Source organism: Bacteroidia bacterium (assembly GCA_033391075.1).
GTDB lineage: Bacteria > Bacteroidota > Bacteroidia > J057 > J057 > JAWPMV01.
In genome coordinates this window covers 2587718-2610247 of sequence record JAWPMV010000001.1, presented here as the reverse complement: position 1 = coordinate 2610247, position 22530 = coordinate 2587718, and the positions used below count along the sequence as shown (strand labels likewise).

Below are 22530 nucleotides of genomic sequence, written 5' to 3'. Positions count from 1 at the left end.
TTAACTTTTTTCTACTGAGCCTTAAACAATCTACCTAATTTTAGGTAATTAATTTTAGTTAGATTAACTTTGGCGTCTGACAAAAAGAAAATGCCACTTTGAACAAGCTGCATTTTTTTTCGTTACTTAATTAGAATCAGTCTAAATTTAAATAAGGAATGGCAGAGGATCAAATAGCAGCCGTTGAGGAGCTCTCCGAAGATGAAAAAATCATCCAGGAGGTTACTAATAAAAAGTACGAATATGGTTGGGTTACTGACATAGAATCCGACAAAGCTCCTAAAGGCCTGAATGAAGATATCATTCGACTAATCTCTTCCAAAAAGAACGAACCAGCATGGATGCTTGAGTATAGAATGAAAGCATTCGAGCATTGGAAAAAGATGAAGGAGCCCAATTGGGCACATGTCGAATATCCCCCTGTTGATTTTCAAAACATCCACTACTACGCAGCCCCAAAACCCAAAAAGAAACTTGATAGCCTGGATGAAGTTGATCCGGAATTGCTCAAGACTTTTGAGAAATTAGGCATTCCGCTTTATGAGCAGAAGGTGCTTGCGGGCGTAGCTGTTGATGCTGTAATCGACAGTGTTTCTATCAAGACCACTTACAAAGAAAAGCTTGCCGAATTGGGCATTATTTTTTGCTCTTTCAGCGAAGCTATACAGGATCATCCAGAACTGATCAAGAAGTATATGGGGAAAGTAGTTCCTCATACAGACAACTTCTATGCAGCTCTAAATGCTGCGGTATTTACGGATGGTTCATTTGTGTATATCCCTGAGGGCGTTCGTTGCCCAATGGAGCTTTCTACTTACTTCCGTATCAATGAACAGAATACGGGCCAGTTTGAAAGAACCCTGGTCGTTGCAGAAAAAGGAAGTTATGTATCATATCTCGAAGGATGTACTGCTCCTCAAAGAGATGAAAATCAGCTTCATGCAGCCGTAGTCGAATTGATTGCCGCAGAAGATTCAAAAATCAAATATTCTACCGTTCAGAACTGGTATCCTGGGGATCCTGAAACCGGTGCCGGAGGGATTTACAACTTCGTTACCAAAAGAGGAATCTGTGAAGGAAATAATTCCAAAATCAGCTGGACTCAGGTGGAGACGGGATCAGCAATTACCTGGAAATACCCAAGTGTAATTTTGAAAGGAGACAATTCCGAAGGAGAATTTTACTCGGTTGCCGTTACTAATGGTCGTCAGCAGGCAGATACAGGGACCAAGATGATTCACTATGGAAAGAATACCCGTAGCATTATCATTTCAAAAGGAATTTCTGCAGGTAAGAGTAACAATAGTTATCGTGGCTTGGTGAAAATGATGAAAGGTGCGACCAATGCCCGGAACTTCTCTCAATGTGATTCCATGTTGATTGGAGATCAGTGTGGTGCACATACTTTTCCCTACATAGAAGGAGGAAATACCACCTCCAAAATTGAACATGAAGCGACTACTTCCAAAATAGGCGAAGATCAAATCTTCTACTGTAAGCAGAGAGGGATTGATGAAGAGCAAGCCATAAGCCTGATTGTTAATGGCTATGCAAAAGAAGTTTTGAATCAATTGCCGATGGAGTTTGCAGTTGAAGCTCAGAAACTACTTTCTATCAGCCTCGAAGGAAGTGTAGGATAATAAATAAGGGTACAACAAAGAAAATTTTCTCTAATGCTCAGCATAAAAAACTTAAAAGCGTCAATTGAAGACAAACAGATTCTGAAAGGTTTGAATCTGGATATAAAACCCGGCGAAGTACATGCCATCATGGGCCCCAATGGTTCAGGAAAAAGTACCCTCGCATCTGTGCTTGCAGGCAATGAAGATTATGAAGTAGATGGAGGAGAAGTTTTATTTAATGGAAAAGATCTCCTGGATCTGGAGCCGGAAGAAAGAGCTGGCGAAGGATTGTTTCTCGCTTTTCAATATCCCGTTGAAATTCCAGGAGTCAGTATGACTAATTTCCTGAGAGCTTCTTTGAATTCTGTTAGAGAATATCGCGGAGAAGATCCTCTTAGTGCAGGTGCTTTCCTCAAATTGATGAAGGAAAAGCAAAAAGTAGTCGCTCTGGATACCAAATTGACCAAGCGTGCTGTAAACGAAGGCTTTTCCGGTGGTGAGAAAAAGCGGAATGAAGTTTTTCAAATGGCCATGCTTGAGCCTCAGCTCTGCATTCTTGATGAAACCGATTCCGGTCTGGATATCGATGCCTTGAGAATCGTTTCTGATGCGGTCAACAAGCTCCGTAATGAGAATAATGCTTTCCTCGTAATCACTCACTACCAGCGCTTACTCAACTATATCGTACCTGATGTAGTTCATGTGCTGCATGAAGGAAAGATCGTTAAGTCGGGAGATAAGAGCCTTGCTCTCGAACTAGAGGAAAAAGGATATGACTGGCTCAAAGAGGCAGAAGCTGTTTAACCTAAAGCTGTTTTCTGAAACATGGCAAACAAAATCCAGGAATTGGAACAAGAAAGAACGGCTTTTATTGCGCAGTTTGACGCAGGCCAGGGCATAGCGGCTGTAGAAGACCAGAAAGCTATAGCTGCTTCCGCACTAAAAAACCTCCAGATCCCCACCCGAAAGTGGGAAGAGTGGAAATACACGGATTTAAAGGCTTTAGTCAAAAAGGAATTTAGTCCTGCTCATGAAAGCCCATTTACTGATATTCAGCCTTACCTCATTCCCAATCTGGAATCAGATGTATTGGTTTTTATCAATGGCAGATATAGAGAAGAACTTTCTTCTATCAGCCATAATGAAGAAAGTCTGATCATCAATGACCTCAGAAATATTGCGGGAAAAGGAAAAGAGGCCTTCGAAACCTATTTCGGAAAAGCAGTAAGTCCTGATCTCGATATTTTTGCAGCGATCAATACAGCTTATGCAGGAGATGGGGTATTCATTGGAGTACCTACTGGCAAAACCACAGCCAAGCCTATCCAGATTTTGCATCTGGCAGATAATAAAGAGCAATCCAGTACCATGCAGCATAGAAATATGTTTGTTGTGGGAAGAAATGGAGAAGCTCAAGTGGTAGAAAGCTATCATTCACTTGCAGACTCCCCTACCCTGAGAAATCAGGTTACGGAAATATTCGTAGATGCGAATGCCGGGCTGGAGTATGTTAAAATCCAATTGGAAAGCGGAGAAGCGTCCAGCATTGATAGGACCCTGGTTCATCAAGCCAGAGATTCTCGTTTTTCTATTCATACCATTACTCTTGGAGGTAAACTGGTAAGAAATAATCTCGACATCAAAATGGATGGAGTGAATATTTCTTCCGAACTCAAAGGGCTCTATATGCTTTCTGGTACACAGCACGTGGACAATCACACGCAAGTGGACCATATGAATGCCGATGGATATAGCAATGAATTGTACAAAGGGATTCTAAAGGATCAATCTACGGGTGTATTCAATGGTAGAATACATGTGTATCAAGATGCTCAGAAGACCAATGCCTTTCAATCCAACAATAATGTACTGCTGGATGATACGGCAAATATTTATACCAAACCTCAATTGGAGATATATGCCGATGATGTAAAGTGTAGCCATGGAGCTACCCTGGGATCATTGGATGAAGAAGCAATGTTTTACTTGCAAGCCAGAGGAATCAAAAAAGACCAGGCAAGAAAAATGCTGGTTCATTCTTTTGTGATGGAAGTAGCTGATGATATCTCCATGGATGCGGTTAAAGATTTTATTGAAGAAAAGATCGAAAACAGATTTTAGTGCTACATACTAAACTCGACATATCCAGCATTCGCAAGGATTTCCCAACCCTAAGTCAAAAGGTATATGGGAAAGAGCTTGTCTATTTTGATAATGCTGCCACTTCCCAAAAACCTCAGGTCGTTATTGATCGACTGAGTACCTATTATAATGAGGAGAACAGTAATGTTCATCGAGGAGTTCATAAGCTTAGCCAACTTGCTACAGATGCTTATGAAGAGGTAAGGAAAAAGGTGCAGCAGCTCATCCATGCGAAAAAGGATTATGAAGTAATCTTTACCCGAGGTACTACTGAAGGAATAAATCTCATAGCCAGTAGTTTCGGAAGAAAGTATATACAGGAAGGAGATGAAATCATCATCTCGGCCATGGAGCACCACTCCAATATTGTGCCCTGGCAGATGCTTTGTGAGGAGAAGGGAGCTGTATTGAAAGTTATTCCAATATCCGAGGCAGGTGAGCTGGATATGGAAGCTTATCAAAAGCTTTTGAGCGATCGTACCAAACTGGTATCAGTCGTCTACATCTCAAATTCTTTGGGAAGCATAAATCCTGTAAAAGACATTATCACACAAGCCCATGAGCGGGATATTCCGGTTTTGCTGGATGCTGCTCAGGTAGTTCCACATGATAGCCTGGATGTTCAGGAACTGGATTGTGATTTTCTGGTCTTTTCCAGCCATAAGATGTTTGGTCCAACAGGAATAGGAATTTTATACGGGAAGGAAAAGTGGTTGGAAGAAATGCCCCCCTATATGGGAGGTGGAGATATGATAGATCTGGTAAGTTTTGACAAAACTACTTATGCAGGTCTTCCTCATAAATTTGAAGCAGGAACCCCCAATATTGCAGACACCATTGCTTTGGGAGCGGCCATAGACTATATCCATAAGATAGGATACAAGAATATAGCTGCCTACGAAAAGGAATTACTTGACTATGGCACAAAAAAATTGTCAGAAATTGAGGGAATCCGTTTCATCGGTACTGCAAAACATAAAGCCAGTTTAATCTCATTTTTAATTGGAGATATCCATCCCTATGATGCAGGTACTATTCTGGATCGTTTGGGAATAGCCGTCAGAACCGGCCATCATTGTACACAACCTATTATGAGTTTCATGGATATACCTGGTACTGTCCGTGCCTCATTTGCTTTTTACAATACTTTCGAGGAAATCGATCGTTTGGTAGAAGGCATTCATCAGGTTAAGAAAATGTTTGGATAAGATGACAGATTTAGACCGCAAGGAAGCCGTAATTGAAAAAATCAGCACCGTTTACGATCCGGAAATTCCGGTAAATGTTTACGAGTTGGGCTTGATTTATGAGATTAAATTTCCCGAGGAGAAAAAAACGCATATCCTCATGACCCTGACTGCACCGGCATGTCCAGCAGCAGAAATTATCCCCGAAGAAATCAAGGAAAAGGTTCTTACCATCGAGGATATCGAGGAGGTAGAAGTTGAGCTCACCTTTGACCCGCCCTGGGACAAAGAAATGATGTCAGAAGAGGCTCAACTGGAACTGGGCTTCCTATAAAATCAACCAAATAATGTCGGCGGAGGACTAAATGGCTCAATCAATTGAGCATGGTCATTTCGTACATTCCCTACAGAATTTCCTACGGGATAGGCCTTCATATATTCTGCCGGCAAAGGTCTGAGCAATTCTAATAAATCCTTAGGATCTTTTTTAGCATCCATCCAGGTATCTCTTTGAGCAGGAGGAAGAATTACCGGCATGCGGTCATGTATATCCTCCATAAGTTCATTGGGTTCTGTGGTAATGATCGTAAAAGTCCTTAGCTCCTCCCCTTGCGGTGAAGTCCAGCTAGATGTCAATCCAGCCATTGCAAATAAGCCATGCTCCTTCAAGCCAATATAATACGGCTGCTTTCCGCCCAACTCTTTCTTCCATTCAAAAAAGCCATCCCCCCATACCAGGCACCGTTGATTCTTCATCGGACTTTTGAAAGATGCTTTCTCAAGGATGGTTTCCGAACGTGCATTGATCATTTTATACCCGATTTTGACATCCTTTGCCCAATGAGGAATCAGTCCCCAACGATAAAAGTGCATATGCTCCGGATCGTGCATAGGACTAATAAGGGCCATTTGGGTAGGGGCAATATTGTAGCGGGGAACAAGGTCTAATTGCTGCTGTTGGGATTGAATCACCAATGCAGGATCAGGTTTTGCGGTAAAGGTATATCTGCCACACATAAAGAAAATGGTCTTGATTTGAACCTAAGATAAAAAATATGACGTTATTGGAATATATCGTGAATTTCTTATGTCTAAAAGAAAACGATTACAAAATTGGTGCAAACAGAGTCCCTTACAGATATCGAACTGATCTCTCAAGTACGAGAGGGGAACAAGCAAGCATTCCAATTAATCGTGGAACGCTATGAGTATCAGATCGCGAGGACAGTTGTAGGGATGTTGGGAAACTGTCAGGAAGCAGAGGACGTAGGACAAGAAGTGTTTATTCGGTTTTATCGTTCTTTGGCCAAGTTTAAAGGAGAATCAGCATTAGGTACATATCTGACCCGGATTGCGATCAATCTTTCTCTAAATGCGATTAAAAAGCGCAAAAGATTGAATCTCTTCCGTTCAAAGGATACAGAATTATACCAAATAGAAATACCAGATCATGGTTTGACTCCGGAACAAAAAGATATACAGGAAATGGTACAAAAAGGAATACTCCAACTGCCTAAGGAATTCAGAAGCATCATTGTGCTGAGGATGATTGAGGGCTACTCTACCAAAGAAGTGGCCGAGATTTTGGATATTCCCATGGGAACCGTGCTCTCAAGATTATCGAGGGCTCAAAAGAAGTTGAAAGCAATCCTGGAGCCCTTAAACAAATAATGACACACACACCGATCTATCAATATGGACAAAAAGCATTTACATAACTTATTGCATCGATCTCTACATGAAAATCTTGAGAGTGGAGAGGAAGCTATGCTTTCAGATGCATTGAAGCATGATGGTGAATTGCAGGAAGAAAAGCGGAAATTACTGGAACTAAGAGATGTTTTAAGATCACAGGACTTTAGATTTAAGCCTTTTTTCTCAAGCAGGGTAATGAAGGAGATTGACGTTACTCGTCAACCCCTTGGTTTACTTTCCAGCATCAATTATGCATTCATGAGAGTCTCCCTACCAACTATGGTAGCTGTATTTATCTGGATCCTCACTTTTTGGGGAACTGAAGGTAGTTTAAGCCTGGACGGACTTCTTGGAGTTGCCGGCCTGTCTTATGACGAAATCGTAAACGAATATTTAGTTAGCAATTAATCAATCAATCGGATGAATCCGAAAATAACATCCATATTACTCATCCTTTTAACCCTTATGATAGGATTTGCGGGAGGTTTTATCACCAGGCAAACCCTTCACGATAACCGCATGAAGGAAATGCGGGAGAAATTCAGCAAAAAGGATGGGCATGTAGAATATTTCAAAAGAGTAATGGAAATTACTCCTGAACAAGAAGCTGCTGTCCAACCTATCCTGGAAGATTACGCTCCTCGTGTACATCAGCATATGAGAAGATTTTGGGATGAGGCAAGACTTAGAACAGATAGCATGGCGATTGAATTGGCTCCTCACATAAGTGAAGATCAAATCGAAAAACTAAAGCGAAGGCTTAACAGAAAGCGACATCATAAAAAGAAGCCCAAAGAAGCAAGCCATTAAAGTAAAAAGGAGATGAAAAGTTGATTTCATCTCCTTTTTTATTTTTTATTTCTGATCCTATTTCTATTCACAGTTCAACTCTTTTCCTATAATCCCGCAGTTAGCTTTCCCTTTTGCATGATAGCATTTCAATTCGCTCTTAGGATTCAACTTCCCATCTTTATTTGCATCATTCCATAGGAGTAAACAATTTTTTCCGCATTCCTTTGCCAAATCGATCTGCATACACCTCTTTTCACATTGCAGTTGAATCGGACCCATCAATCTCCTTAAGCCTGAAGGAGCCTTCATTTGCTTAATTTGGCTGGCTGGCTGGAAGGGCTTTGATATTTGCCTTCGAAAATCCCAGCACATTAAATTCCCTGCACCATACCACTACCCCACTATGAATTGGGACTCTGTAAATTTTCAAAGAGTGGAGCTCTCTTAGCCGTTGCGGTTTGTGCATTAGAGGTATGGAAGGCAAGAAGCAAGAAAAGGCTAAGAAAAAGTAGATTGAGTTTTGACATGACAAAGAGTTTAAGATGCATTTACACTTTGTACCCTAAGTTCTCCAAATCATACCTCGATCCATATCATTTTTCATAAGTCGATCTAATCCGCAGAGATTCCAAGACCTCACTTGCCAAAAGCATGTGTCCTTTAGGTGTATTCTTAAGAAAATTCAAAAATCACCCATAACAGTGTTAGATTTAATTACAAGTAGTTATCTGACTGGAATAATAGCCTAAGGAAAGTCATTCCCAAAACATCCCGCTTTTGATTTTTATTTAATATGAAAAGCTGGCAATACCCATAAGAATTGCTCAAGCCTGAACTCAGGCTCGAGATGCGAAAGCTGTTTAGACTTAACTAAAATTTATTGATTGTCTAGTTATTTAGACAAATTCCTTAGCGAGCTCGATTATAGATATTCCTTTTGGCTAGTTTGGGAGAATTGATGGTTTTATAAAAGTCATTTAGGTATTTAATACTCAATTTCCGTTGAGAACCCATCAAGCCTTCACAATTGTTGTAAAGTGCATAAATCTCATCCTTCTTCTCATTAAACACCTTAAACACCTCCTGGAATAATTCTTCGTCTCGTTCAAAGCCTCTATATCTTCGAGTACGAACATTGGGGAGGTCTTCAAATATGGCGGGATTAGGGACAGCATATGGAGCATTTACGATTCCGCACCAATCAAAATCGTACGGGATGGGTATCAATGGTTGGTTTTCTCTGAGGAGAAGTTTCACATTGTGAAGTTGAGGAATAGACCAATCAGTATTTCCTACACAATAAGCAAATACAGACATCAGCGTAGTCTGAAAAGCATCAGCCCCAGTAGGATGCACCATTACTTGTTCTTTGATCGTCCCACCTAGCCTCTCAGCCATCATATCTTCATCCTCTATCATAAAAGCATAAGTATCCATCGGCTTCCATTTACCCGTATTGTCCTCATAACGGATCTTGACCAAACGAACTTTAAAACTAAAGTCCGATACCAGGTTATAAATACGATATACCAAATACTCCTGAAGCAAATACTGTGTGTATTTGGGAGGATTTTTTTGACAATGGGTTACCAGCTTTATTTTGTCCTCTCCTTCGAATATTGTTCCTCCAGAAGTGGCTTTGGCAAAATTGAGACGAATGGGGGGAATACGGCAAATCCCTCCTTTTCTTCTGAAATTTCCCCTAACCTTTACTTTTAAGGGGAGACTTACTTCTTCTGAATTTCCATCTTTATAAGTAATCTCTGCAGGGTGATAATCTCTTTCTTCTTCTCTGTCTTTAAATAAAGCGCCTATATCGGTTTTGATAACCATTTCGAGAACTTCATCAGAGGTAAAGAGATCAGATTCAGGCTTAATTTGATCTTCAGGTTGGCTTTGAGCTGAAAGGAGAAAAACTCCGAGAATCAGCAGAAGTACTTTTTTCACAGTTTAAGGTATTAGGATTTCTTACAATGCATGCTTAAGATAATAATTATTCCAAATCTCTGAAATACCAAAAACCCTGATATTGCTACCAGGGTTTTCCAGTATATATTTTACTAAGACTTATCTTCTTTTTAACCTTCCCAAACCGCTGATGTTTTTATGCAATTTAGGATCTCCCTCATAGGTTACTTTCCCAATTCCCCGGATTTCAACCTCCAGGTCTTTTTCTGCATAAACCTGAGCACTACCTGCTCCATTTAATTCCACATCCAGCTCATCAACTTCCAGGTCAAAGGCTTTGATTCCTCCTGCTCCATCAATATTCATATAAGAAGAATCTGCATGCCCCCGCAACTTGATATTTCCAGCTCCGTGAATTTCAGCATCCAGTTTTCCTACGTTTACATCTAAATCAACTTCACCCGCTCCGGAAGTCAGAATATGCAAATCCTTGCTTTTCACACCAGTAGTGCTCCATACATTAGCAGCACCACGAATATGAATTCCTTCGAACTCAGGATTACTGATATAGATCTTGGTCTTTTTGAGAATAGCATTTTTGGTATCCATACTAAAGACCAGTACCCCTCTTTTTACCTTAACCTCAATGGCATCATGTACTTTGTCAGAAGCTTCAATCAAAACTTCTGATTTATCTGCCTGGGTTAGGATGACCTCATAACTACCATTAAGCTCTATGCTATGAAAGTCCTTGACTTTGTATTCTCTTTTATCCTTTTCATCAACTGCAGGACGCGCTGAAAGAGATAGGCTTAAGAGGGATAGGATCACAGCGGAAAATATGTGGCTGAATTTCATGTTATATTTTTCTTTTACAGACTAAATGAATGTGTAAAAGGTTGCGCTTTTAAGTGTACGAAAAAATAAAAAGGCTGTTCGATTTAGAACAGCCTTTGCCCGCGGGTTCAACAGATGTTGAGCTATCCCTCGCTAACGACGCCAAGGCCGCTCACATTTTTTTGCAGGTTTTCGGGGCTTCCTTTATAGGAAACTCTACCAATGCCACTGAGGCTAACATTCAGATCTTCATCCGCATAAACTTCCGCATTTCCTGCGCCTGACATTTTTAAGGTAGTCTTATGCGTTTTGAGATCATAAGCTTGCAGATTTCCTGCGCCAGATATGCCGAAGCGGCTCTCATCAGCATTTCCCTTCAACTCCAGATTACCTGCACCTGAAATGTTTACTTTTAAGTCTTCAGTGTCCAGGCCTAATTTTATGTTTCCGGCTCCTGCAATGTTCATTTCTATTTCATCGGATTCAAGGGTTCCGGTTGATTCACAATTTGCAGCTCCTCCTATTCTAACATAGTTGATTTCCTCTGCATATACATCCACCTTGATCGCTTCTTTGGTTTTAAAATCTTTTTCAGAGGTGATATGCAAAACATCATCCTTTATTTCAATTTTGATGTGTTCCATCAAGTTTTCATCTGCCGTAATGGTTACCGAATGACTTTCACCGGGATGCAAGAGCACATCAAATACTCCATTGACACTCAATCCTTCGAAATCATCCTGATCCACACTCATTTCAACGACATCTCCATTTCCTTCCATTTTCTCTTTGGAATCGAAATTCACAAAACAGCCATTAAGGCTGAACAGGAGTGCAAGCATAAACACTGCACTGAGCTTCTGAGTTACATTTTTCATAATTAGCGTATTTCTTTAATGATTAGGGTGTTTCTTGTATTTCTGGCTTTATGCTGATTTATATGGATAAAAGAGTCTTCTCAATTTGCATGGTTGGAAGATTTCCTGATAATTTCGCATCATTTCCTTCAATTGAGCAAAAATCTCCCAATAAAAATTCCTTTTTGTGCTAAAGATTGCCTGGTCGCCTTTATTTAAACACCCTTTGCCGGAAAATCATCGATTCCCTATGGAGAAATATGAGTTGATTCCCGAGCAATTGCTGTATGAAGGAACTATTGAAGAGGAGAATCTGTATCGACCAGAAGCAATGAAAGAAGAGCTTATTCTCCTTACCCATACTGAAGAATATTGGGGAAAACTTTGCAGAGGAGAACTCAGTCCTAAGGAGATTCGAAAAACCGGTTTTCCCTATTCTCTTCAATTGCTGGAAAGAGGAAGAGTGATTGCGCAAGGAACTCTGGATAATGTAGGTTATGCAGAAGAATATGGAGTTGCCATAAATGGAGCAGGCGGCACCCATCATGCCTATACAGATCATGGAGAAGGTTTTTGTATCCTCAATGATATCGCCATTGCCAGCACCTGTGTACTCAATGAAAATAGATATAGAAAAATCCTGATCATAGACCTCGATGTACATCAGGGAAATGGGACCGCTGAAATTTTTCGTGAGGAAAGTCGGGTATTCACTTTCAGTATGCATTGTGAAGCAAATTATCCCTTGAAAAAAGAAATATCAGATCTGGATATCAGTTTAGCAGCCTATAGTGGAGACGAAACGTATCTCGGCATTCTCAAGGAAACCTTAGCCAATCTCCTGGAAGAAGAAAAACCAGAGCTTGTATTCTATCTGGCTGGGGTAGATGTTTTGGGAAGTGATAAACTAGGGAAACTAAATATGACAAAAGCTGGATGCAAAGAAAGAGATCGATTTGTCATGCAAAGCTGTCACGAAAAAGGCCTCCCATTAGTCATATCATTGGGCGGAGGCTATTCCCCGGATATTCGAGATATAGTTGACGCCCACTGCAATACCTTTCGACTTGCGAAAGATATTTGGTTTTAAATAGAAACTTTTTAGATATTTTGGCGTCCATAAAGAAATATCTAGCTTAAAACATACACAATAATAACATGAGCAGAGCAATAATTATCATTCTGATCCTCGCAGCCATCGTTGGAGGATGTGGAATTTTACAACAGAATACACTGGCCGAACTGAGAGGTGAGGTAGATGCCAATTGGGCACAAGTAGAAAATCAGTATCAAAGAAGAGCTGATTTGATTCCAAATCTTGTTGAGACAGTGAAAGGATATAGTGAGTTTGAAAAGGAAACCCTTGAAAATATCACCAATGCCAGAGCAAGAGTTGGACAGGTCAACATTAGCAGCGACGATCTGGCAGATGAAGCAAAGATGAAAGAATTTATGGAAGCTCAAAGTTCCCTGGGTTCTTCTCTTTCAAGACTTCTGGTTGTATCGGAAAATTATCCTGACCTCAAATCCAATACAGTCTTCAGAGATTTGATGGCACAATTGGAAGGAACGGAAAATAGAATTAGCACAGAAAGAAGACGCTATATCAATGCGTCTAAAGATTATAATGTGCATATCACAAAATTCCCTGCAAGCTTCTTCGCCAATTTCTTTGGATATAGTAAAGTGGCCAATTTTGAAGCAGCAGAAGGAGCTGAGCAAGCTCCTAATGTAAATTTTAATTAAGGCTAAAGATCAGGCAGAAAATCCAACCCAATGGGTTTTCTGCCCATCTTTATATAAAGTTCTTATATCTCCTTATACCCCAACATGCAAAATCGCCTCATAGGGTTTCTTTTTCTTCTATTTCCTGTACTCCTATTTTCTCAGGTTCCCAAAGAAGTCGGGTTTGTCAATGACTATAAAAATATCCTGAGTCCTCAACAAAGGACACAGCTCAATAGCTATCTGACAAATTTTGCGGAAAGCACCTCAAATGAGATCGCAGTAGCCATCATGGATCTGCCTTCTGGAAGAAGTCTGGAAGAATATACCCTTGAGGTAGCTGAGAGCTGGGGAATTGGAGGAGCTGCGAATGACAATGGTATTTTGGTCGCAGTTTATCCGGATTCCAGAAAAATGAGGATAGAAGTTGGCTATGGGCTGGAAGGAGCAGTACCCGATATTGTTGCCAAAAATATCATGGAGCAGTATATGAAACCTTCCTTTCAGGTTAAGGATTATTATACAGGACTTAGCAATGCTTCCCAGATTCTGGCTGGTTTGGTAAAAGGAGAATATGACGATGCAGCTTTGAGGGATTATTATTCTCCCAGGCGCAATATCGAACCCAGTTCAAATATTTCAAATCTAATCGTTTTACTTTTGATCATTGTTGTCTTTATTTACCTTAGCCGTGGAAGCGGAGGAGGAGGCAATGATGGAGGCGGTGGGACCTATCGAAGAAGATATCGTAGAGGCGGAGGGGGATGGATTTTTCTGCCAGGAGGAAATGGAGGTGGATCCTGGGGAGGAGGCGGAGGCTTCGGAGGTGGTTTCGGAGGATTTGGTGGAGGTAGCTTCGGAGGCGGAGGTGCTTCCGGCAGTTGGTAAGAATCTTCATTTTTCAGCATTTCCCTATTCGAATTTTGCTATATATTTGCTCCCTACATTAATGGAGCCAATAGATAATGACGCTTACAATTCGAATTCACTACTACACCCATTGGGGACAAAGACTCTTCATAGCAGGATCGCTTGCCGATAACTGCTCAATTGAACATGAAGGAAAAGGAATCCCCCTTCATTATCTGGGTGCTGGCTCCTGGGGAATCAGCCTTGATATTCCAGCAGGCAAAGAGAAAGAGCTGAACTACAATTATTATTTACAGGACGAAAATTCTGGTCGCTTTGATAAAGAATGGGGCCCCAGAAGAACGGTCGTCTTGCAAAAAGGGCGCTTCGAAAGTATACAAATTCGAGATTACTGGAGATCCAGAAGTCATCCCAATTATGCCCTACTAAGTTCAGCCTTCACCCGTGTACTTCATCGCAGGGTCAAAACGGAGAAAATCAAAAGAAAGAAAGACTCTCAAATTCTGAGCTTTCGCATAATGGCTGCTCGCCTACCCAAAAACTGCTCCCTTTGTGTGATCGGAAGTGATCCCCAAATTGGAAGTTGGGAGGAATCCAAAGCCCTGATCATGTCATCTGAAAACTTTCCGAACTGGGAAGCTGAGCTAGCCCTCAAGGGAGCTGCCCGGGAAATTCAGTATAAATATGGGATATATGACAAGAAGGAGAAAAAAGTAATTTCCTGGGAAAGCGGAGAAAACCGGCATATTCGCCTGATTCCCGATGGAAGCAATGAACTATTCATTCAACAGGATGAGATATTCAGACAGGACGAAGCCAATTGGCGAGCTTCTGGTGTAGCTTTGCCCGTATTTTCCTTGAGGAGTAAAAACTCATGGGGAGTAGGAGATTTTGCTGACCTGAAAAGCTTTATTGATTGGGCAAAAGAAAGTGGACAGAAGCTGGTACAAATCCTTCCCATCAATGATACAGTGGCTACACATAGCTGGGTAGACTCCTATCCCTATGCGGCTATTTCCGTTTTCGCTTTGCATCCCCAATACCTTTCTCCCGAAAAAATGGGCGTGCTAAAAGACAAAAAATTCCTTTCGGTATTCCGAAGAGAAGCCAGAGAACTCAATAAGCTTGAAGAAATTGATTATGAGGCCGTGATGAAGCTTAAATCCCGCTTCTTTAAGCTATTATATGATCAGGAGAAAGAACAACTGAAAAAAGATAACGCTTTTCAGGCTTTCATAAAGGAAAATAAAGAATGGTTACATCCTTATGCTGTCTTCTCTTTTCTACGGGATAAATACAAAGGCGTAAACTTCAAGGAATGGGAAAAACATGCCGTATATGACGAAAAAAAGATTGCTAAATTCGGAAGAGCTTCTCATGAGAATTATGACGATATAGCTGTCCACTACTTTATCCAATATCATCTACATTTACAACTCAGTGATGCAGCCGAATATGCAAGAGAACAGGGAGTTGTTTTGAAAGGAGATATTCCGATCGGAATATACCGGTACAGCGTAGATGCATGGGCAGCACCTGAATTATACAATATGAATTTTCAGGCAGGCGCTCCACCGGATGATTTTGCCATTGAAGGACAGAATTGGGGTTTCCCAACCTATAATTGGGATGTGATGGCTCAGGATGATTATGCCTGGTGGAGAAAAAGGCTGAGTCATATGGCCCGATATTTTGATGCCTATAGAATAGACCATATTCTTGGTTTTTTCCGCATCTGGCAAGTGCCCTATGCACAAATTCAAGGCTTATTGGGAGTCTTTAATCCGGCTCTCCCCTACTCTGCAGATGACCTTAGGTATGCAGGACTGCAATTTGATGAAGGACGTTTCTGCAAGGCATACATAACGGATCATGTCCTGTGGGAATATTTTGGAGATCAGGCACAATCTGTCAAAGCTGAATTTCTGCAAGACTCCCCTACTCGACCTGGCTTTTATGAATTTAAAGAAGTTTTTGATAGTCAAAGGAAACTGAGAAATTATCTCAAAGGCAAAGCTCAATATCAGGATATATCAACAGGCCTCGAAAACCTCGTAGGAGAAATTCTTTTTCACAAAGAAGATCATGATTATGCCCATAAATATCATCCACGTATAGCAGTTCATTTCACCAAATCTTATCGAGATTTGGATGCCCATCAAAAACAAGTCTTAAATGAGATTTACAATGCGTATTTCTATCATAGACATGATCTCTTTTGGAAAGATCAGGCCCTGGTAAAGTTGCCTGCAATCGTGGATGCTACAGAGATGTTGGTTTGTGGTGAGGATTTGGGAATGGTCCCGGATAGTGTTCCTTCTGTTATGGAGGGATTAGGACTTCTAAGCCTCGAAATACAGCGCATGCCAAAAGAAACCCATCTGGAGTTTGGAGATCCGGCTCTTGCTCCCTATTTAAGTGTAGTAAGTCCTTCCAGCCATGACATGTCTCCTATTCGAGCCTGGTGGGAAGAAGACCGAAATAAAACCCAGGCCTTTTACAATCAATCTCTGGGACGACAAGGTTCTGCGCCTTACTATTGTGAAGCAGAGATAGGGAAAGCCATGATTTATCAGCACCTGAATAGCCCGAGTATGTGGGCCATATTCCCCTTACAGGATTTATTGGCTATAGATGGCAATCTGCGTAGAGAAAATCCCTTAGACGAAAGAATAAACGTTCCTGCCAACCCTCAGCATTACTGGAGGTATAGATTACATCTTTCTTTAGAAGAATTGATGGACGCAAAAGAATTCAATGCCCAACTTAAGGAAATGCTGGAGCATAGTGGGAGGAATCCCCTTTATTGACAGCTTTTAATTAACATGAAGGAACAACTCCTTTTCTGTTCATCCAGGGGCTCAAAGCCCAGCATACGTTTTCCCTGGACTTTCAGAACCTGTGCTACACGTACATTTACGCGAATAGCATCTGTCTGATCAGGGAGCATTTGTGTAGCTTTAAAGTCGGCCAGGGTGAAGTTGATCACTGGCTTTGCAGCAGGCTCACTAAATCCCAATCTGCCGATAATTTTAGGCTGCCCCATACTTACCTGCGCCCAGAATTCAAGGCCACCAATAACGTACTGACTTTCTTCATCCGGATTTGCTGGAGTATACTGTATGCTGAATTTATCTCCTTGCTGGAGACACAGAATCTGATGTTGCATAGCGCCTGCATCCACCTCCTTTCCGTTGAAACTTACTTTGGTACCACTTTGTGAAAGGGCGATATGAGATACTCCCATCACAATTGAAAGAAAGACGAAAAGATTTTTCATGTTCTATATTTTGATTAACCACTCCCCTATGTTTATCAATACAAAGGTAAGCGCGAATTTCATGGAAAGAATTCAGGGGAAATATCTGCGGCAATATAACAGGAGACTCGGGATTTACCAGACGATTATTGGGGAAATACTAAAATCTCCCATAACAGTGTTAGATTTTATTTTTTCGATAAATATTTCAATAAAACAGCCGACCCAAAAGGGCCGGCCTTTTACCAAAACCTCAACACAATTCTTTATTCCTTGATAAGTTTTATTCTATCTGACCAATGAGAATTTGTATGCAAAATCAGAATATATACCCCCGAAGCTGCATTACTTACATCCAGTTTGAGTTCCTGCTCTCCTGCTTCTAATTCTTTCGTCCAACTTGATATGCGAGCTCCTTTCATATCATAGAGTTCTGCATGCAAACTTCCAGGACGCTGAGCATTTAATTGTAGCCAAATTTCATCCCGTACTGGATTTGGATACAGCTGAATCAATTGAATTTCCTCTTCGCTACTAAAACTAACTTCCCGAATTTCAGAAAACTGTCGGTTTCCTTCCAGATCTTCCATAATAATTCGGTAGAAGTATTTGCCACCTGCTCGGACCTCATGATCTTCAAAGCTATAATCGATCAGGCCATATTGATCCCTAGATTCAAAATGAGAGAATTCTTCAAATGAAAGTCCATTCTCTGAGCGTTCCAGAATGAGTTTGAATTCTGCATGTTCTTGCGCAATTCTCCAATTCAAAGCAGCTGAGGCTTCCAGGGCACTTGCTTTAAACAAGACGATGCTATTATTCAAAGGACAAAGGGGTCCCAAAGTAATCCCCAGGGTATCTGCACATCCATTGTTACTAATTGCCTCCACTTCATAAGAACCCGGAAATAGGTTGCTTATGGTTGGACCAGTCTGAGGAGGAGTCGTTAGCCAATTATAGGTGATTGTTCCAGCTCCTACTGCTGAAACCGTAATAGAACCATCATTGATCACACAACTTGTGGCATCCTGGCTATTTACCAGAGAAACTGCTACAGGAGAAGCCCCTTGCATATTGACTGCTAAATTATTTATACAGCCATCCTGATCTTCTACCGTTACTGTATAAGCTCCAGCTGCGACACTATCCAAAACAGGCCCTGTTTGAGCGGGTGTTGTATTCCAGGTATAAGTAAAGGGGCCATTTCCTCCTCCGGCATTTACATTGATTTCGCCAAAGGTTTGGCAATCATTATCTGTGGAGGAAAGAACTGAAATAGCTATTGGTGGAGCTTCCGGTATACTAAGGGGTACTGTTGTTTCACATCCTGTTGTAATATCAACTACACGCACAGAGTAATTTCCGGCAGCAAGGGGAGCTGAAGTAGCTCCTGTGCCTCCAGCCGGACTCCAGGTATAACTATAATTTCCAGAGCCACCACTTGGGTTAACACTTGCAGTACCATCTGAAAGTCCGTTACAAGAAACCGGATTTATGACATTTGTAAAGGCCGTAATGTTTCCAGGAGTTTTATCAACAAAGACATCTGTTGAATCTTTACATCCTGTCGTTTGATCAGTTACCACTACTTTATAGCTACCAGTAGCAAGGGCTGTTGCAGTGGCTCCCGTTTGGACAGGGCTGGTATTCCAGGCATAGGCATAACTTCCAGAACCTCCACTTACCACTACGCTTGCCGTTCCATCAGGAGTACAGCCTTCATCAGTAGAGCTTTCTGCCAGGAGCAAATCATTTACCGTTAAGACAATACTATCTCTTACAGAACAGGTCTGGCTATCATTTAAGCCGGTGACATAATATTTGGTAGTTGAAGTCGGATTAGCAATGACCGAATTACCTGTTCCGGTATTCAGGCTAGTGGCAGGTGCCCAGGTATAAATACTTGAACCCGAAGCTGTGAGATTAACTCCCCCTTCTCCTGCACAAAACGAAGCCGGACCTACAAGGGCAAGAGTAGGTTGCGGATCAACAATCAGGGTAACAGTATCCGGATCAGATAGCCCACAGCAATCCGTCTCGTACCTCAATTCTATATAAAAGGTGTCTGCGGTATTGAAACTGATATTGTTAAGGCTTTGGAAAGTAGTACCATCATAATTATTGGGAATGGCGCCATTATCAAGGTCCCAATGATAGATATAGGTATTGGTTCCATTGAGGGCTGAGAAATCTACACTTTCGCCCTCACAAATTCTGAATACTCCATTAATGACAGGAGCACTGGCATCTGCATCAGGAATTACTGCATCATCCTGGGATATATTACCAAAACCTGTATATGATTGGCCATTAAATACTATATCTTTTCTTCCGGTTGTGGTATAACTACTGGCTACTGCATTCCCACTGGGCGTAGGATTTACAGCCCCTCCTCCCAGATTCCAGGCTGCGGAACTGCCTGCAGTAAAATCCACATTGGTATTTACACAGGAAATGTTGTCCATATTGATTACATCCTGTGTACTGAGGCTAAAGGAAGTCTGAAGACTTGCCATAGCCAATCCTCCATTGAAATAATAGACCTGGGCCTCTCCATCACTTGCATCTCCTCCTTTTCCTCCATTTCCCCCATCTCCTCCGGGTCCACCATCACCTCCACGCCCCACTTCAAAGAGGGTACCATTGGTATCATCCCCGAGGCCACCACCTCCACCATCTCCACCAGTTCCCCCATTTCCTCCCGTTCCTCCCGTTCCAGCTGTTCCTACTTGTACAAAGCAGTCGATGATATTTCCATTAAAGCCATTATTAAAGGCGTATATGCCATAAGCTGAGCCAGCTGCAGTTGCACCATTACCTCCCTGGCCGCCTTCTCCTCCGCCGCCACCTCCACCGCCGCCTGAACCTGCGCCTTGAAAAGCCTGGAGCATTAGTGATCCCCACTGGCCACCTCCACCGGCTCCTCCACCTCCACCTTCGCCCCCTATTCCATCTCCTCCATTTGCTCCAGCGGTTCCAGGGTTCCAGAATCCAGCCACATGAGCCCCGGCTGTGCCATTGGCTCCATCTCCTCCATCTGCTCCACCGGTTCCTACGGAGCCATTAGAGCCATCTGAACGTCCTCCTGTATTACTGTTATGAAATTCTCCTCCAATGCCTCCAGCATTAGCTGTTGGGCTTGCAGCTCCTGTTCCACCATCTCCTCCATCAGAGTTAGCTTCTCCTCCGGCACCTCCAGCTCCTCCTCCTCCTCCTGAGCGTGGATCAGTTGCAAGTGTTCCTGCTCCTCCTGCTTCACCTTCAAGGCAGCAAGTACCCACTCCATTCTGATCTGTTCCTCCTGCACCACCTACCCCAAAGGTTCCCGCTGTACCAGCTCCATCTCCCCCTTTACCTCCAGGTCCGGCATTTCCTCTATCATCTATTCCTCCATAAGAACCTGCTACTCCATCCTCCCCGTCCAAGCCATCTGCTCCTACAGTTCCGTCCGAGCCATTACCCGCATCTCCTACGAGGACCTGGCAACGGACTATTTCATACTCAGAGCAATTGCTCAAATGAATGCCATACAAAGACATACCCGGAAGATTGGCATCATCCGTAGTCAAGGTCAGGTCTTGTATGCGGAAGTTAGAGGCATTGGCAATTTCAAAAACAGATACACGGGGGTTATTGGGTAAGCCATCAGGATTGGCAGTTGTTCGGTTTATAGTTGTCGCTCCAGCCTGACTAGTCTTTCGCCAGCCATTGGCTTGATCAAAGCCTCCTTCAATCGTAACATTGCCGAGAACATTAGTAATGGTATTGTCTATGTTATAAGAACCAATATTCATTTTTACAACTACGTCATTACAGGTAACCTGATTTAACATAGTCGTAAGGTCTCCCGGATCAGCAGCTGTACCAGTTCCCGTTGCTCCCGGGCTAACATATACTACATTACATAGATTTGTTCCGGGGGTATTCACATTTACTGTTGCGCTGGCCGTGTCTCTACATCCGTTCGCATCTTCCACATACACTTCATAGATAGCAGAACTGGCAGGGCTTACACTGATGCTATTGCCTACAGCTGTGGTACTCCAACTAAAGGCAGTGCCTGTAGGAGAGTTAGCAGTTAAGGTAGCCGAACTTCCTGGACAGATAAAAGATACGGGAGGACTCACTGAAACTGCCGGAGGATCATTTACTTCCACCGTAACCTGAGCTTCCCCCAGACATCCGTCCGGATATTGTGCCTGAACGGTATATACGGTTGTTACAAAAGGAGACACGCGGGGATTTGCAATATTGGGATCTGATAATCCATTTGCAGGTGTCCAGACAAAATTGGTAGCTCCGGTTCCACTCGAACTCAAGTTTGCGGAATCTCCCAGGCAAATACTATTATCCACAGAAGCATTGAGGGCATTGCTGGTTCCTACTACATTGATGGTAAAAGCATAGGTAGCCTCTCCAGTAAGAAAGCAATTATCATCTTTTACCGTAACCGTAAAAAAATGAGAACCCAGATCAGCTGCAGTCGGTGCCCAACAAAAGGTTGCGCTGGGATTCATACTCCCATCATTAAGTACCGCAAAGGTCCCTCCAGTAATTCCATTATTCCAGCTGGTAGTTACATTATTTCCATCTGGATCACTGATTTGTATATCGAAACAAGTCGTTGCTCCTACACATAGGTCTAAATCGAATACTCCTGCATTTCCATTTACTCCACTTGCTATAGGAGGTTGATTATTACAATTGACCACACTGAACTGCATATCCCGAACCGTTTGGCCGATCTTAACTCCATTTCGATATTCTTCTACCAGTACACAAATGACCCCTATTTGTTCGGTGTTTGGAGTAAATGTCAATTGCCCGGTCATGGGATCAATGCTTACACCTCCTGAAGTCAGTAAAGGGATTGTTGCATTAAAGGTGGGATCATAATTGACGGGGACACCTGCACCCTGCGCACAGGAAGTCAATGAGAATACCAGGCTATCTCCATCTGGATCGGTAACCCCATGATTATAGATCACGGGTTGATTTACACAGACAATAGGAGTAGGTATATTATTGAATATCGGACTATTGTTACAGGGGCTCAGGGTATTATCCAGGCTAGCGGAAACATACATATCCTGATTACCGGGAGTAACTAAGGTAGTAATAGCAAAATTTCGACAACAATTAGACCAGCCCAATTGCCAGTCATTGCCACAGCCCGTGGGCAATGTTATTCTGCCGGTATAGGTGTATTGTTGAAAACCAAAAACCCCTGAAGCGGGGTCATCACATTTACTCACAGCCGAAGGACAGATGGGCGTCACATCGATGACGCTACCAACAGGCTGGGTGAGATTTATTGTGGCAGTTACTCCACAACTTACAGAACTGTATTCTAAAATCTCCTGCGGATTGGGTACAATCCCGGAGCAGTCCCTGAAAAAGGTCAACTTGACATCATAAATATTGGGAGCTACGCAAGAGAAAGTAATGTCTGCCCCCATTCCATGGGTAGCATAAACATCCTGAATAGAAAGCGTGGAAAACAGAAGCAAGAAAATAGGCGCGCATAGCTTGGAAAAAAGGCTGGAGTATAGCTTTTCCATAAGCAGTTTGGGTTTGAGTTCGTAATGTCTTGAAGGAAAAGATGGATTGAAATAACAACAGGAGGTAATTCACCT

Annotated in this window: 18 protein-coding genes; 12 read left to right on the top strand and 6 right to left on the bottom strand. The window is 42.2% G+C overall.

Annotation, left to right across the window (positions count from 1 at the left end; all coding sequences use genetic code 11):
* The first annotated feature begins 158 nt into the window (after window positions 1-158).
* Genes sufB through R8P61_10560 form a run of 5 tightly spaced genes read left to right on the top strand, consistent with a single transcriptional unit; the run spans window position 159 to window position 5285 of the window.
* Complete coding sequence (sufB, locus tag R8P61_10580; GenBank protein ID MDW3647502.1) at window positions 159-1640, top strand: Fe-S cluster assembly protein SufB; 1482 nt, start codon at window positions 159-161, stop codon at window positions 1638-1640.
* A gap of 33 nt (window positions 1641-1673) precedes the next feature.
* On the top strand, window positions 1674-2426 hold the full coding sequence (gene sufC, locus R8P61_10575; protein MDW3647501.1) for a Fe-S cluster assembly ATPase SufC: 753 nt from the start codon (window positions 1674-1676) through the stop codon (window positions 2424-2426).
* Window positions 2427-2447: 21 nt separating this feature from the next.
* A complete protein-coding gene (sufD, locus tag R8P61_10570) occupies window positions 2448-3743 on the top strand; it encodes a Fe-S cluster assembly protein SufD (protein ID MDW3647500.1) in 1296 nt (431 codons plus the stop codon).
* Entirely contained in the window at window positions 3743-4972 is a 1230-nt protein-coding gene (locus tag R8P61_10565; GenBank protein MDW3647499.1) for a cysteine desulfurase, read from the top strand. The genes sufD and R8P61_10565 overlap by 1 nt, the downstream gene beginning before the upstream one ends.
* Window position 4973: 1 nt before the next feature.
* A complete protein-coding gene (locus R8P61_10560) occupies window positions 4974-5285 on the top strand; it encodes an iron-sulfur cluster assembly protein (protein MDW3647498.1) in 312 nt (103 codons plus the stop codon).
* Between the two features lie 2 nt (window positions 5286-5287).
* On the opposite strand, the gene R8P61_10555 is transcribed toward R8P61_10560, so the two are convergent.
* The gene (locus tag R8P61_10555; GenBank protein ID MDW3647497.1) at window positions 5288-5968 is read right to left on the bottom strand and encodes an SOS response-associated peptidase; all 681 of its coding nucleotides are present in this window, start codon (window positions 5966-5968) and stop codon (window positions 5288-5290) included.
* Window positions 5969-6067: 99 nt separating this feature from the next.
* Here R8P61_10555 and R8P61_10550 point away from each other — a divergent pair, with 99 nt between their 5' ends.
* The 3 genes from R8P61_10550 to R8P61_10540 are packed head-to-tail and all read left to right on the top strand — an operon-like array spanning window position 6068 to window position 7456.
* Window positions 6068-6622 carry a sigma-70 family RNA polymerase sigma factor gene (locus R8P61_10550; protein ID MDW3647496.1) on the top strand — a complete coding sequence of 185 codons (555 nt, stop codon included), beginning with the start codon at window positions 6068-6070 and terminating at the stop codon, window positions 6620-6622.
* Between the two features lie 51 nt (window positions 6623-6673).
* The gene (locus R8P61_10545) at window positions 6674-7054 is read left to right on the top strand and encodes a hypothetical protein (GenBank protein MDW3647495.1); all 381 of its coding nucleotides are present in this window, start codon (window positions 6674-6676) and stop codon (window positions 7052-7054) included.
* Window positions 7055-7066: 12 nt separating this feature from the next.
* Window positions 7067-7456 (top strand): hypothetical protein, encoded by a 390-nt coding sequence (locus tag R8P61_10540; protein ID MDW3647494.1) that lies wholly within the window; start codon window positions 7067-7069, stop codon window positions 7454-7456.
* A gap of 891 nt (window positions 7457-8347) precedes the next feature.
* Here R8P61_10540 and R8P61_10535 read toward each other — a convergent pair.
* From R8P61_10535 to R8P61_10525, 3 genes are all read right to left on the bottom strand, one after another.
* Window positions 8348-9385, bottom strand: coding sequence for a hypothetical protein (locus tag R8P61_10535; GenBank protein MDW3647493.1), 1038 nt, complete (start codon window positions 9383-9385; stop codon window positions 8348-8350).
* Window positions 9386-9505: 120 nt separating this feature from the next.
* Entirely contained in the window at window positions 9506-10204 is a 699-nt protein-coding gene (locus R8P61_10530) for a head GIN domain-containing protein (protein MDW3647492.1), read from the bottom strand.
* Between the two features lie 122 nt (window positions 10205-10326).
* On the bottom strand, window positions 10327-11061 hold the full coding sequence (locus R8P61_10525) for a head GIN domain-containing protein (protein ID MDW3647491.1): 735 nt from the start codon (window positions 11059-11061) through the stop codon (window positions 10327-10329).
* 166 nt (window positions 11062-11227) lie between these two features.
* Here R8P61_10525 and R8P61_10520 point away from each other — a divergent pair, with 166 nt between their 5' ends.
* The 4 genes from R8P61_10520 to R8P61_10505 all read left to right on the top strand — a co-directional run bounded on the left by R8P61_10520 (window position 11228) and on the right by R8P61_10505 (window position 16445).
* A complete protein-coding gene (locus R8P61_10520) occupies window positions 11228-12130 on the top strand; it encodes a histone deacetylase (GenBank protein ID MDW3647490.1) in 903 nt (300 codons plus the stop codon).
* A gap of 68 nt (window positions 12131-12198) precedes the next feature.
* Window positions 12199-12786: a LemA family protein gene (locus tag R8P61_10515; GenBank protein ID MDW3647489.1), complete on the top strand. Its 588-nt coding sequence runs from the start codon at window positions 12199-12201 to the stop codon at window positions 12784-12786.
* An 84-nt stretch (window positions 12787-12870) separates the two neighbouring features.
* A complete protein-coding gene (locus R8P61_10510) occupies window positions 12871-13653 on the top strand; it encodes a TPM domain-containing protein (protein MDW3647488.1) in 783 nt (260 codons plus the stop codon).
* A 77-nt stretch (window positions 13654-13730) separates the two neighbouring features.
* On the top strand, window positions 13731-16445 hold the full coding sequence (locus R8P61_10505; protein MDW3647487.1) for a 4-alpha-glucanotransferase: 2715 nt from the start codon (window positions 13731-13733) through the stop codon (window positions 16443-16445).
* On the opposite strand, the gene R8P61_10500 is transcribed toward R8P61_10505, so the two are convergent.
* A complete protein-coding gene (locus R8P61_10500) occupies window positions 16439-16915 on the bottom strand; it encodes a hypothetical protein (GenBank protein ID MDW3647486.1) in 477 nt (158 codons plus the stop codon). The genes R8P61_10505 and R8P61_10500 overlap by 7 nt on opposite strands.
* 245 nt (window positions 16916-17160) lie before the next feature.
* Window positions 17161-22455: a T9SS type A sorting domain-containing protein gene (locus R8P61_10495; GenBank protein ID MDW3647485.1), complete on the bottom strand. Its 5295-nt coding sequence runs from the start codon at window positions 22453-22455 to the stop codon at window positions 17161-17163.
* Between the last annotated feature and the right edge of the window lie 75 nt (window positions 22456-22530).

Coding starts and splice junctions, on each gene's coding strand:
- sufD (MDW3647500.1), top strand. CDS start 2,448: ATGGCAAACAAAATCCAGGAATTGGAACAAGAAAGAACGGCTTTTATT.
- sufB (MDW3647502.1), top strand. CDS start 159: ATGGCAGAGGATCAAATAGCAGCCGTTGAGGAGCTCTCCGAAGATGAA.
- R8P61_10555 (MDW3647497.1), bottom strand. CDS start 5,968: ATGTGTGGCAGATATACCTTTACCGCAAAACCTGATCCTGCATTGGTG.
- R8P61_10505 (MDW3647487.1), top strand. CDS start 13,731: ATGACGCTTACAATTCGAATTCACTACTACACCCATTGGGGACAAAGA.
- sufC (MDW3647501.1), top strand. CDS start 1,674: ATGCTCAGCATAAAAAACTTAAAAGCGTCAATTGAAGACAAACAGATT.
- R8P61_10510 (MDW3647488.1), top strand. CDS start 12,871: ATGCAAAATCGCCTCATAGGGTTTCTTTTTCTTCTATTTCCTGTACTC.
- R8P61_10530 (MDW3647492.1), bottom strand. CDS start 10,204: ATGAAATTCAGCCACATATTTTCCGCTGTGATCCTATCCCTCTTAAGC.
- R8P61_10540 (MDW3647494.1), top strand. CDS start 7,067: ATGAATCCGAAAATAACATCCATATTACTCATCCTTTTAACCCTTATG.
- R8P61_10495 (MDW3647485.1), bottom strand. CDS start 22,455: ATGGAAAAGCTATACTCCAGCCTTTTTTCCAAGCTATGCGCGCCTATT.
- R8P61_10515 (MDW3647489.1), top strand. CDS start 12,199: ATGAGCAGAGCAATAATTATCATTCTGATCCTCGCAGCCATCGTTGGA.
- R8P61_10560 (MDW3647498.1), top strand. CDS start 4,974: ATGACAGATTTAGACCGCAAGGAAGCCGTAATTGAAAAAATCAGCACC.
- R8P61_10525 (MDW3647491.1), bottom strand. CDS start 11,061: ATGAAAAATGTAACTCAGAAGCTCAGTGCAGTGTTTATGCTTGCACTC.
- R8P61_10500 (MDW3647486.1), bottom strand. CDS start 16,915: ATGAAAAATCTTTTCGTCTTTCTTTCAATTGTGATGGGAGTATCTCAT.